The 12,035-nt window shown below is 67.5% G+C and carries 12 protein-coding genes and 2 pseudogenes; 5 read left to right on the top strand and 9 right to left on the bottom strand.

From position 1 onward, the window contains the following. The 3 genes from F3J14_RS30025 to F3J14_RS30015 form a co-directional block, all read right to left on the bottom strand. Window positions 1-596, bottom strand: a 596-nt coding sequence (locus tag F3J14_RS30025; protein ID WP_166726029.1) for a DedA family protein, incomplete at its 3' end; no start/stop codon positions are given. Between the two features lie 102 nt (window positions 597-698). Then, entirely contained in the window at window positions 699-1,151 is a 453-nt protein-coding gene (locus F3J14_RS30020; protein ID WP_166726028.1) for a hypothetical protein, read from the bottom strand. A 116-nt stretch (window positions 1,152-1,267) separates the two neighbouring features. After that, on the bottom strand, window positions 1,268-2,470 hold the full coding sequence (locus F3J14_RS30015) for an RNA-guided endonuclease TnpB family protein (RefSeq protein WP_166726027.1): 1,203 nt from the start codon (window positions 2,468-2,470) through the stop codon (window positions 1,268-1,270). 110 nt (window positions 2,471-2,580) lie between these two features. Here F3J14_RS30015 and F3J14_RS30010 point away from each other — a divergent pair. The 3 genes and pseudogenes from F3J14_RS30010 to F3J14_RS30000 form a co-directional block, all read left to right on the top strand. Then, a pseudogene (locus F3J14_RS30010) lies at window positions 2,581-2,673 on the top strand (transposase); the annotation flags it as partial. Window positions 2,674-3,000: 327 nt separating this feature from the next. Further along, the gene (locus F3J14_RS30005) at window positions 3,001-3,648 is read left to right on the top strand and encodes a response regulator transcription factor (protein ID WP_166726026.1); all 648 of its coding nucleotides are present in this window, start codon (window positions 3,001-3,003) and stop codon (window positions 3,646-3,648) included. Then, the gene (locus F3J14_RS30000) at window positions 3,645-5,432 is read left to right on the top strand and encodes a sensor histidine kinase (RefSeq protein ID WP_166726025.1); all 1,788 of its coding nucleotides are present in this window, start codon (window positions 3,645-3,647) and stop codon (window positions 5,430-5,432) included. Before F3J14_RS30005 ends, F3J14_RS30000 begins: the two co-directional genes overlap by 4 nt. A 64-nt stretch (window positions 5,433-5,496) precedes the next feature. Here F3J14_RS30000 and F3J14_RS29995 read toward each other — a convergent pair whose 3' ends face one another. From F3J14_RS29995 to F3J14_RS29980, 4 genes are all read right to left on the bottom strand, one after another. Next, window positions 5,497-5,796, bottom strand: coding sequence for a type II toxin-antitoxin system RelE/ParE family toxin (locus F3J14_RS29995; protein ID WP_166726024.1), 300 nt, complete (start codon window positions 5,794-5,796; stop codon window positions 5,497-5,499). Further along, window positions 5,793-6,068, bottom strand: a complete 276-nt coding sequence (locus F3J14_RS29990; protein ID WP_166726023.1) for a YlcI/YnfO family protein — start codon at window positions 6,066-6,068, stop codon at window positions 5,793-5,795. Before F3J14_RS29990 ends, F3J14_RS29995 begins: the two co-directional genes overlap by 4 nt. 112 nt (window positions 6,069-6,180) lie before the next feature. Beyond that, a complete protein-coding gene (locus tag F3J14_RS29985; protein ID WP_166726022.1) occupies window positions 6,181-7,491 on the bottom strand; it encodes an MFS transporter in 1,311 nt (436 codons plus the stop codon). Between the two features lie 103 nt (window positions 7,492-7,594). Then, window positions 7,595-8,611, bottom strand: a complete 1,017-nt coding sequence (locus F3J14_RS29980) for an ABC transporter substrate-binding protein (protein ID WP_166726021.1) — start codon at window positions 8,609-8,611, stop codon at window positions 7,595-7,597. A 235-nt stretch (window positions 8,612-8,846) separates the two neighbouring features. On the opposite strand from F3J14_RS29980, the gene F3J14_RS29975 reads away from it, so the two are divergent. Both F3J14_RS29975 and F3J14_RS29970 read left to right on the top strand, forming a co-directional pair. Further along, a complete protein-coding gene (locus tag F3J14_RS29975) occupies window positions 8,847-9,512 on the top strand; it encodes a response regulator transcription factor (RefSeq protein ID WP_166726020.1) in 666 nt (221 codons plus the stop codon). Continuing rightward, the gene (locus F3J14_RS29970) at window positions 9,499-10,920 is read left to right on the top strand and encodes a sensor histidine kinase (RefSeq protein ID WP_166726019.1); all 1,422 of its coding nucleotides are present in this window, start codon (window positions 9,499-9,501) and stop codon (window positions 10,918-10,920) included. Before F3J14_RS29975 ends, F3J14_RS29970 begins: the two co-directional genes overlap by 14 nt. Window positions 10,921-10,941: 21 nt before the next feature. Here F3J14_RS29970 and F3J14_RS29965 read toward each other — a convergent pair whose 3' ends face one another. Next, a complete protein-coding gene (locus F3J14_RS29965) occupies window positions 10,942-11,706 on the bottom strand; it encodes an ABC transporter ATP-binding protein (protein ID WP_166726018.1) in 765 nt (254 codons plus the stop codon). Then, window positions 11,703-12,035: pseudogene (locus tag F3J14_RS29960) on the bottom strand (ABC transporter ATP-binding protein); the annotation flags it as partial. The gene F3J14_RS29965 and the pseudogene F3J14_RS29960, both read right to left, overlap by 4 nt.

Below are 12,035 nucleotides of genomic sequence, written 5' to 3'. Positions count from 1 at the left end.
AGGCGCACGCCGAACCACACGAGCGCGACCAGCCCGGCGACCACCAGCAGGATCGCGGCGACCCGCACGCTGATCGCCGCGGCCAGCGCCGCCGACGCGCCGAACACGATGCCCGGCGCGACGTGCACGGGTGCCCAGATCAGCGCCGACACGACGTTGACCGGATAGAACGACCGGCGCGGCAGCGTCGCGCAGCCGACCACGACCGGCACGACCGCGCGCAGCGGTGCCAGGAAGCGCGCGAGCACGATGCTCTTCATCCCGTGGCGCAGCACGAACTGCTCGCCGCGCCCATAGGCGTCCGCGTAGCCCAGCCGCACCCAGCCGTTGCGAATCGCGCCGCGGTAGCGGCGTCCGAGTTCGTAGCTGACGCCGTCGCCGACGACCGCGCCGGCGGCCGCGACGCCGATCGTCGTCCAGCCGTCGAGCGCGCCCGCGCCGATCAGCGTGCCGGCCGCGAACATCACGGCGCCGGCCGGCACGACCGTGCCGATCAGCGCGATCGCCTCGGCGCAGGCGGTGACAAACACGATCGCCAGCACGAGTACCGGATGTGCGCCGATCGCGCCCAACCATGCGTGGATCGTGTCGCTCATCGCGGGTCGCGCGGCGTGGCGGCGCGGCGTGTCCGCACCGGGCCGGCCATGGCGTGGGGAAGGTTCATCGGAGGGTGTGTGTGTTCGTGCGGGCCGGTGGCGTCAGTCGAACTCGTGCTGCCGCGCATCGGCCTCGAGCGGCGCATCGTGGTAGCCGACGGTCGCGATCTCGTGCAGGTAGCGCGCGAGAAACGCGCCGATCGACCCGGCTTCCTCATACTGCTGCACATGGCGGAACTCATGCGTGAGCAGGCGCCGCGTGTCGTGGCCGCGCAGCACGAACACCGCATGGCCGAGCGTGAGGCCGATCGTCCCCGGCGACAGCAGCCCGGTGTCGCGCGCGATCGCGGCCAGCGCCGGCGTGTCGGGAAACGGCAGGCGGTCGCCGATCACGACGCGGATCCGCTCCGGTTGCGCGACGCCCACAGTACGCGCGTCGTCGGCCTGCGCGGGCGTGAGCGGCACGCCCTGCGCGAGCCCGTGCGCCGCCTGCGCGTCGGCCCACGCGACGGCGTCGGGCAGCGCGGACGGCAGGATGTCGGCGAGTTCGATCATCGTGGAGGCTCCTCGGATCAGGACGGTGCAATCGGGCACCAGTTTATCTCTGATTGACATCCTCCCCCGCCTGAAGTCGGGAGATTCCTACCGCGTCTGAAACGACAATGCTTGTCTCAGATCGCCTCGGCGGGTTCCTGCTTCACGGAGCGGCCCGACTGCACCGGCTCTCCACAGGCTGCAACGCGGTGTCCCCGCGCCAGAATGTTCAGAGCACCGACGACATCGGCGTTCTCCTCGTAACTGCATTCGACACAGGCGAATTTTTCCTGCGTGGTCCGGTTATCCGCACTCACGTATCCACAAGCCGGACACGTCCGGCTTGTATTCGCGGGCGGAACCGCCACGAGCCAGCCGCCATTCCAGGCCAGCTTGTATTCCAACTGCCGCCTGAACTCGAACCACCCTTGGTCGAGGATCGCCTTATTCAGGCCGGACTTGGCCCGAACGTTCCTGCCAGGCGCATCGGTACTGCCTGCCGCCGACCTGGACATATTCCGAACCTGCAAGTCCTCGATACACACCATCGCGTGGTTTTTGCTGATCGTGGTCGTGGCTTTGTGCAGGTAGTCGCGGCGAGCATTGCCGATGCGCGTATGGATGCGCTGGACTCTGGCCTTGGCTTTTTTCCAGTTATTGCTGAACTTGACCTTGCGGCTCATCGCACGCTGGCATCGGCGCAGACGAGCCTCATGTTTCCTGAAACTGTTGAGCGGTGCGACAAAAGTGCCGTCGCTCATCGTGGCGAAGCGGGCGATGCCCACATCGATGCCGATCGCGCTGGTGGCATGGGGCACCGGCTGCTCGACCTCGCGCTCGGTCTGGATCGAGACACACCACTTGCCCGCGTTGAAGCTGACCGTTGCGTTGCGCAGTTCGCCCGGCACGGGACGCGACAGCCTCAGTCGCATCCAGCCCAGCTTGGGCAGGAAAATCCGCCCATTGGGCTGGTCGAGCTTGAATTGCTTGGGGTCCGGGTAGCGAAAACTGTCGCGCTGGCCGCGCTTCTTGAACTTCGGAAACGCCGCTCGCTTGGCGAAGAAGTTCTTGTAGGCCCGCTCCATGTCCTTGAGAGCCTGTTGCAACGGGTGAACGGGTGCGTCCTTGAGCCATGGCGTTTCGCCTCCGTTACGCCACTCCGTCAGATGCTTGGCCATTGCTACGTAGCCAATGAACTTGCCGCCCGCCTCGTAGTTCTCCTTCTGCAACGCCAGTGCCTTGTTGTAGACGAACCGGCACGATCCGGCGAAGCGGCGCATATCGCGCTGCTGCTCGCCGTTTGGCATCAGTTCGAACTTGAAGGCCTGGAGTCGTCGCATCGGACGATTGTATGTCTGGCCCGCAAGAGCGAGTCAAGCCTTTCGACGCGGTCGCTATTACGTCTTTCAAGTGCTACTCGAGCATTCGTAAAAAGTTGTGAGGCGTCGCGCTGTGGTCTCTGTCTTACTTTGCCGGAAGTTGCGGCGGCGCGCCTGTTGAAATCGTCCGCAAATACATCGACCAACAGAAAACGCCCCACTAGCCGCCGGAAAGGACGCCTACGGCGTCCGCGCTATCCTTCCCCGCCCTGAAGGACGAGGTTTGACGCGCTTTCAGATCAGGGCGGTCCGCGATACACACCACCCGCCGGACGGCAATGACTCCCCGTGAATACCCGCCCCATCTGGCCCTATCGCCGGTACCATGTCCCTCTGATTATTTCGTTTCCAGACACACTCCACACCTGAATGTCTCAAAAATTTCCCGCAGGCGCACCTTTTCCGGCTTCGGCGGAATATATTGGTCAGAAGAACGGCTGCGGCGGCAACCGGCGGAACAGTGCGCGGCGGTATCCCGATGAGGAACGCGAGTGATCAGGATCATTCTGGCTGACGATCACGCAGTCATGCGGGACGGACTGCGTCACATCCTGGAAACGGCCGGCGGTTTCGAAATCGTCGGCGAGGCGAGCGACGGCGCGGCCGCGCTCGCGCTGGCCGAGCGTTGCGCCGCCGACGTGCTGCTGCTCGACCTGTCGATGCCCGGGCCGACCGGTATCGAGCTGATCCGGCTCGTCAAGACGCGCGCGCCGTCGCTGCGCATGCTGGTGCTGACGATGCATGCGGAGGCGCAGTACGCCGCGCGCGCGTTCAAGGCCGGCGCGACCGGCTACCTGACGAAGGACAGCGCGACCGCCGAGCTCGTCCAGGCCGTCACGAAGGTCGCGGCGGGTGGCGTCTACGTAAGCCCGCAGACGGCCGAAAGCCTCGCGCGCACGCTGCGCGCGCCGGTCGAAATGCTGCCGCACGAACGGTTGTCCGCGCGCGAACTCGACGTGATGCGCCGCATCGTCGCGGGCCAGACGGTCACGCGGATCGCATCGGAACTTACGCTGAGCGCGAAGACGGTCAGCACCTACAAGACGCGCATCCTCGAGAAGATGGAGCTGCCGCACGAAGCCGCGCTGGTGCGCTACGCGGTGCGCCACGATCTCGACCTCGGCGTCGACGACGCATGACGCCCCCGTTCCGCGTGCGCGCCGCAGCCCCCGACGACGACGACGCGCCGGATCCGTCGCACCTGTTCATGTCGTCGCTGCCGCCCGGCCGGCAGGAGCGGCGGCTCGCGATCGCGATGGTGATCGTGTCGGCCGTGATCTTCGCCGCGCTCGCGCCATTCGCGGGCATGCCGCTTGCTCGCGTGTGGGGCTTCATTCCCGTGTACCAGTCGGCGATCGTCGTCAACGACATGGTGACGGCCGGCCTGCTGCTCGGCCAGTACGCGATCCTGCGCGAGAAATCGCTGCTCGCGCTCGCGGCCGGCTACCTGTTTACGGGTTTCATGGCCGGCACGCACATGCTGACCTTTCCGGGGCTGTTCACGCCGACGGGCCTGCTCGGCGCGGGCGAACAGACCACCGCGTGGCTTTATCTGTTCTGGCACGGCGGCTTTCCGCTGGCGGTCGCCGCGTACGTGCTGCTGCGCGCGATGCCGCGCGCCCACCCGCCGTCGCTCGAGCGGCGCCGCGCGACGCTTCCGCTGCTGCTCTGCATCGTCCTGACGGCCGGCGCGACCGGCGCGCTCGCGCTGCTCGCGACCGCCGGCCATGACCTGCTGCCGCGCATCATGCAGGGCAACCGGATGGCCGCGACGATGACGACCGCGATCACGGTCGTCTGGGCGTTGAACCTGGCCGCGCTCGTGCTGATGTGGCGGCAGCGGCGGCGCCATTCCGTGCTCGACCTGTGGGTGATGATCGTGCTCGTCGCGTGGCTGTTCGACATCGCGTTGTCGTCGATGCTGAACCACGGGCGCTTCGACCTGGGCTTCTACGCGGGGCGGACCTACGGCCTCGTCGCGTCGGGCGTCGTGCTGTTCGCGCTGCTGTTCGAGAACGGCCGGCTGCATGCGCAGACGGTGCGTGCGCTCGCCGGCGCGCGCTATCAGCACCTGCTCATCGTGCAGAAGAGCGCGCAGCTCAACGACGCGAACGAGCGGCTCGAGCAGCGCGTCGCGGCCCGCACCGCGCAGTTGAGCGCGTCGAACCGCGACTTGCGGCGCGAAGTCGAGGAGCGCGTGCGCGCGGAGCGGGCGCTGCAGGCGTCGCGCGAGGAGCTGCGCGAGATCGCGGCGATCAGCGCGAGCGCGCGCGAGGCCGAGCAGCGCCGCATCGCGCGCGAACTGCACGACGAACTCGCGCAGACGCTCGCGACGCTGAAGAACGATCTCGAATGGCTGCTCGATCACGTGCCGCAGGACGATGCGCCGCTGGCGCGCAAGATCGCGGCGATGCATGCGCTCGCGCGCGGCGCGGTGACGGCCACGCGGCGCATTGCATCCGACCTGCGTCCACTGATGCTCGACGACCTCGGGTTCGCGGCCGCGATGCAATGGCTCGTGGAGGATTTCCGGCACCGTCACGGCATGGCGTGCACACTGCGAGTCGAGCCGAGCGAGCTGCAGCTCGACGAACCGTATGCGACGGCCGTGTTCCGCATCGCGCAGGAAGCGCTTGCGAACGTCGCGCGGCACGCGGCCGCGTCGAGCGCGACCGTGGAACTCGTGTACCGGGACGAGACGATCGCGCTGACGATTCGCGACGACGGTGCGGGCTTCGATCCCGGTGTGCCGCGCAAATCGGGATCGTTCGGGCTGGTCGGCCTGCGCGAGCGCGCGTATCTCGTCGGCGGCACGCTGCGGATCGATACGACCCTGGGCGAAGGGACGAAGGTGGAGGTGGATATTCCGGTGGCGTCCGCGCATGTGGCGATCGCGCAGGATGGACGGGGGACGTCGCGCTGACGCAGGGGGTGACCGATGGCGGCAAGGTCGACAGATTCCGGGCGCCGGCCGCATCGTTCATGCATCAATGGTAATCGTCTTCCCGCTGATGGCGGACGGCGAGGATCGTGACTTGCTCGGCGGCCTCGACCTCGAACAGCAGGATATAGCCCGATGTGCCGAACGATACGATCAGTTCACGCAAAAACGGATCCCCGGCGTCGATCTTGCGGCACGTGAACGGAAACCGTCGAAGCATCGCTACACCTTGTTCGATCGCTTCCGCCGCATGAGCCGCCGCATCCACATCGCGGTCGAGCAGATATCGATACAGTCGCATCAGGTCGTCACGCGCCGCACGCGTATAGCGGACCCGATAGATCAATCGCCCGCCTTCGTCGCACGCGCGGCTTTCAGCATGTCCTCGAGTTCCACCTGCACGTCCGCGGCATCGACATATTCACCGGTACGTCGCGCCTCGTCGCGCGACGCCAGGCCACGAGCAACAAACTCGTGCTGCAGACGCCGACGCGCAATGCCGTCACGCAGTGCCAACTCCATGAACGCGGATAGCGTCTCGTTTTGCTCGAGAACGGATTCCGCCGCCTCCCGCAACTGCGGATCGACACGCAGTGCAGGCATGGTCGCTGTTTTCATTACACTCTCCATGCATTACATATGCAATGCATGGTAGCACGACTCCCCCTTCCAAGGCAGTCCACCGTTCGGCCAGGCCGGCGCGTGCTGAACAGGGATCCAACCCTGCCCATCACGCCCGCACCGCCACCATCCCCCGCTCCGAGCGCGTCCACGCGACCAGCGCGCCGATCCCGAGCAGCGCGAGACACACGATCGGCACGATCATCGGCCCGAACGCGGTGCCCGTCACCTTGCCCGCGAACGGCATCAGGTTCTGGCTGAAGAAGCCACCGAGGTTGCCGATCGAGTTGATCGCCGCGACACTCGCCGCCGCGCGCGCGCCGGTGAAGTAGCGCGGCGGCATCGACCAGAAGCACGGATACAGCAGCGGGATGCACGCGCCGCCGAGCACGAGCGCGATGAAGCGCAGCGGCGTCGACGGCAGCACGAGGCTCAGCAGAAAGCCGAGCGCGCCGAGCGCCGCGACGATCGCGATCGTGCGCAGGATGCTCTTCGCGCGGCGCAGCTTCGACGGCAGCCACACCAGCAGCAGCACCGCGAGCGCCCACGGCAGCATGCTCAGGAAACCGTTCATGCTGCTCGACACGCCGAACGATTTCACGAGCGTCGGCAGCCAGTACGTGACGCCGTACAGCGACGTCGACATCAGCATGTAGGTTGCCGCGAACAGCATCACGCGCGGATCGAGCAGCGCCTTCCACGGCTGGCCGTGCTCGGCCTGCGCCGGCTTCTCGCGCTCCAGCGCGGCCGCGACAATCTGCTTCTCGCGTTCGTCGAGGAACGGCGCCTCGCGGAACGAGGCCGGCAACACGCGGAACACGACGATCGCGACGATCACGGCCGGGATGCCCGTCGCCACGAACACCCACTGCCAGCCCGCGAGCCCCCACACGCCGTTCAGGCTCAGCAGCACGCCGCCGACCAGCGACCCGAGCATGTTCGCGAGCGCGCTGCCGAGCGTGAAGATGCCGAGCACCTTCGCGCGGTAGCTCTGCGGGAACCACAGCGTCAGGTAATAGATCACGCCCGGATAGAAGCCGGCCTCGGCGATGCCGAGCAGGAAGCGCAGCGAGCAGAACGCCGGCATCGAGGTCGTGAAGCCCATCAGCACGGTGATGAGGCCCCACGTCAACATGATCCGCGCGAGCCACACGCGGGCGCCGTAGCGATGCAGCGCGAGCGTGCTCGGCACCTCGAACAGCAGGTAGCCGATGAAGAACAGCGACGACGCGAGCCCGAACGCGGCCTCCGTCATCCCGAGGCTGTGCACCATCTGCAGCTTCGCGAAGCCGACGTTCTGCCGGTCGATGAACGCGATCAGGAACATCACGACGAGGATGGGCAGCAGGCGCCGCGCCATCTTCGACATGACGCGCTGCTCTTCGGCGGACGCGGGGTCCAGGGTTTCGGTGGCATTCATTGGGGGCTCCTCCGTGAATCGGTTGCTTGTCGGTTGAATCGGCGCCGCGCGCGACGAACGCGCGGGCGCGGTGCAGGTCGATGAAATCGTGGACTGGCGGCGCTCAGCGTGCCTGGTAGTCGTCGAGCATCGGCGCGAACATCTCGTGCCACGCACGCGGCTTGGCCTTGATCGTGCCGGCGAGGTACAGGAACTCGACGTAGTCCATCAGCTGGTTCGGCCAAACCGAGAACCGCGTGTCCGGCGCGGCGAGCATCCGTATCACGTCGTCGTGCGACACGCCGACACCCGACGAGGCCGCATATAGCGCGGCCGCCGCGCGCGGATCCTGCACGATCAGGCGGTTCGCTTCGTCGAGCGCGCCGAGAAACGCCGCGGCCAGCGCAGGCTCCGCATCGACGAGCCGCTTCGGCGCGAACACGACGTCGAGCGTCATGGGGCCGAGCACGTCGACCGAATTCACCACGCGATGAATGCCCGGCTGCCGCAATTCGAGCGTCGAGAACGGCGGCGACGTGAAGTGCGCCGTCACGCCGTTCTCGCGGCGGATCAGCGCCTGCATCGCCTGCGGATGCGGCAGGTTCACGGTGATCGAATCGAGCTGCGCGAAATGCCTGGCGCCCAGCTGCCGGCTCGCGACCATTTGCAGCACGACCGCCGACAGCGACGTGCGGATGCCCGGCACCGCGATCCGGTCGGACGGCGTGAAGTCGCGCAGCGACGCGAGGCCCGGACGGTTCGCATTGAGCGACAGCGATGTCGTCGACAAGCCGCTGATGCCGATCACCTCGACATTCGGAATCCCGCGCGCCCGCGCCCACAGCTCGATGAAGCCCGGCGCGCCGGCCCCCGCGAAGTCGAGCGTGCCGGCCATCATCGCGTCGTTGACGGAATTGCCGCCGTCGAGCAGCACCCAGTCGAGCGCGAGGTCGCGCAGGCCGTGCCGCGCCGCGTGCCGCTCGAACAGGCGCTGCTTCTCCATCACGAGCAGCGGCAGGTACAGCACGCCGTAGCCTTTCGAGATTCGCACCGTGCGCGGCTTCGAGCGCACCAGCGACGGTGCGGCGAGCGCGCCGAGGCCGGCGGCGAGCAACGCGCGGCGGCGCGGCGACGTCGTCATGCGCACGCCTGCGTGCGGCGCACGGCAAGCGGCCACGCGGCGGCCGGCGTCACACCTCGCCGTGCATTGCGCCGCGCCTTCGTCGTGCCCGTGAGATGCTGCATGTTGCCGTCTCCTCTGGTATTAATGCCGTCATCGCTTGTTCCGGCTGAACACAGGTTATCGAGCGAGTCTGAGAAAATGCTGACATCCCGGCCCCGGGAAAACCCCTAACCTTCTACCTGCAAACGGCACCATGCGCATTCTCGTCGTGGAGGACGATGCCGAAATCGGCGCGGCGATCCGCAGCCGCCTCACGCGGCTCGGCCATGCCGTCGATCTCGAAACCGACGGTTCGACCGCGAACAGCCTGCTGCGCGTCGAGCGCTTCGACCTCGTCGTGCTCGATGCGAACCTGCCTGGGCTCGACGGCTTCGCGGTGCTGCGCAACCTGCGCGCGTCGGGCAGCACGACGCCGGTGCTGCTCGTCACCGCGCGCTCGGCGATCGACGACCGCGTGAGCGGCCTCGGCTTCGGCGCCGACGACTATCTCGTGAAGCCGTTCGACTACCGCGAGCTCGACGCGCGCGTTCAGGCGCTGCTGCGCCGCAACAGCGGCCATGCGAACGACGTGCTGACGCTCGGCGGCCTCGTGATCGACCGCAGCAGCCGCCTCGCGGAACTCGACGGCCAGCCGCTGTCGCTGTCGCGCCAGGAGTTCGCGCTGCTCGAGATCCTCGCGAGCCGCCCGCAGCGGATCTTCTCGAAGGACGAGCTGCTGAACCAGCTGTTCAGCTTCGGCAACGAGCCGAGTGCGAACGCGGTCGAGCAATACGTGACGCGCGTGCGCAGGAAGCTGCAGGGCAGCTCGGTCGAGATCCGCACCGCGCGCGGGATGGGGTATCAGATTGCCGCGCATTGACTGGTTCCCGAAGACGCTGTTCGGGCGCACGCTGCTGTTCATCGCGCTCGTCGTCGCGACCGGCGCGCTCGCCCTCGCGGTGATCGCGCGCTACTACGCGGGCGTCGCGGCCGAGCGCGCATACGACCAGTTGCTTGCGGGCGCATCGATCCAGGTCGCGGAGAATCTGTACGTGCAAGGCGGCGTGCTCGCGCTGAATCCGCCGGTGGCCGCGCTGTCGACGCTGTCGCGCTACGACCTCGTCTACTACAAGGTCGTCGATTCGCGCGGCGTCGTCGTGGCCGGCTACAACGATCTCGCGAGCTCCGCGACGCTCGCCGCCGCGAAGCAGGGCCCCGCGTTCGCGAACGCCGTCTATCAGGGACACCGGATCCGCACCGCGACGATCGCACGCTACATGCCCGAGGAAAGCACGCCGGGCTGGGCGCTCGTGACGGTAGCGCAAACCACCAACGCGCGGCAGCAGTTGACCAACGACATGAGCATCAAGGTATGGACGTTGATCCTGCTGATGAGTGTGCTCGCGATCGGCGCGAGCGGCCTCGCGATCCGGCGCGGGCTGCGCCCGCTCGCGCAGATCGGCACGATCATCGCCGCGCGCGACCCGGCCGATTTGCGGCCGGTGGCCGTCGATACACCGAGCGAGATCGACGCGATCATCGGGTCGATCAACGGGCTGATGCATCGCCTGGCCGAGCGGATCAACGCGATGCAGCGCTTCATCGCCGACGCCGCGCACCAGATGCGCACGCCGCTCGCGCGGCTCGACGCGCAGATCGAACTGCTCGACGGCGAGGTCGATCCCGCGCGTCATGCGGCGCGGCTCGATGCGTTGCGAGCGACCAGCTCGGATGTCGGGCGGCTCACCGGGCAGTTGCTCAACCATGCGATGGTGATCCATCGTACCGAGGCCGTGCCGCTGCAACCCGTCGAACTCGTCGCGCTCGCGAAGGACGTGCTCGGCCGCGCGATTCCGCTCGCGGACGAGCGCGACGTGGCCGTCGCATTCGCGAGCGATTCACCGCACGCGTGGATCGATGGCGATGCAATCAGTCTGCAGGAGGCGTTGTCGAACGTGCTGCACAATGCGCTGCTGCATGGGCATGCGGACGATATCGTCGTGTCGGTCGCCACCGCGGGCAACAGCGACGATGCGGTGACGCTGACCGTCACCGACAACGGGCGCGGGATTCCGCGCGAGCATTGGGACGCGGCGTTGCAGCCGTTCGTGCGGATCGCACCGGACGGCACCGAACGCCGCACGGGGTCGGGCCTCGGGCTCGCGATCGTGCAGGAGGTGATGAAGGCGCACGGCGGGCGCGTCGGGTTCGCGTTTCCCGAGGCGGGCGGGTTTGCGGTGGTGCTGACGTTTCCGCGGGCGGTGACGACGCACGCCGATCACGCTTGAAATGAAGCCCCGTGGCGCCGCCTACACCGCCACCGCCTCCCCACCTAGATAGGCATCGCGCACACGCTCATCGTCGAGCAGTGCCTTCGCAGGCCCTTCGAGCACGACACGCCCCGTCTGCAGCACGTACCCGTAATGCGCGATTTCCAGCGCGAGGCTCGCGTTCTGCTCGACCATGAACACGGTCACGCCCTGCCGGTTGATCGCGTCGATCAGTTCGAGCACCTTGTCGACGTAGAGCGGCGACAGCCCCATCGTCGGCTCGTCCATGCAGATCAGCTTCGGCCGTGCCATCAGCGCCCGCGCCATCGCAAGCATCTGCTGCTCGCCGCCCGACAGCGTGCCCGCGCGCTGCGTCAGCCGCTCGCGCACACGCGGAAACAGGTCGAGCACGCGCTCGTAGTCTTCCGCCACCGCCGTGCGGTCGCCACGCGTGTATGCCCCCATCAGCAGGTTCTCGCGCACGCTCATGTCGCCGAATAGCCGCCGCGCCTCCGGCACGGCCGCGATCCCGCGCCGCACGCGCTGCGGCGTCGCGAGCGCGGTCACGTCGTCGCCGTCGAAGCGCACGACGCCGCAGCGCGGCCGCATCAGCCCGAGAATCAGCTTCATCGTCGTCGACTTGCCGCTCGCATTGCCGCCAAGCAGGCTGACGATCTGCCCGCGGCCGACTTCGAAGTTCACGTCGAAATGCACCTGCACCGGCCCGTAGAACGTGTCCAGGTGTTCGAGTTTCAGCAGCGCATCGGTCATGGTCGTGTCGGGTCCGGAAGAAAGTGCGGTCATGCGGCCGCCTGTGCTGCGCGGTCGGCCGGCGCGCCGCCCGCATGGCGGCGGCCGAGGTACGCCTCGATCACGCGCGGGTCGTGCCGCACGTCGCGCGGCGCGCCTTCGGCGATCTTCACGCCGTTGTCGAGCACCATCACGCGGTCGGACACGCGCATCACGAGTTCGAGCTTGTGCTCGATCAGCAGGATCGTCAGGCCGCGCGCCTTCAGCGACTGGATCAGTTGCAGCATCTCGGCCGTTTCCGTCTCGTTCATCCCGGCCGTCGGTTCGTCGAGCAGCAGCAGGCGCGGATGCAGCGCAAGCGCGCGGCCGATCTCCACACGCCA

Source organism: Burkholderia sp. Tr-862 (assembly GCF_011753085.1).
In the GTDB taxonomy this organism is placed as follows: domain Bacteria; phylum Pseudomonadota; class Gammaproteobacteria; order Burkholderiales; family Burkholderiaceae; genus Burkholderia; species Burkholderia ambifaria.
Note: the sequence above shows the minus strand (reverse complement) of the source record. Positions and strands in the feature narration are given on the sequence as shown.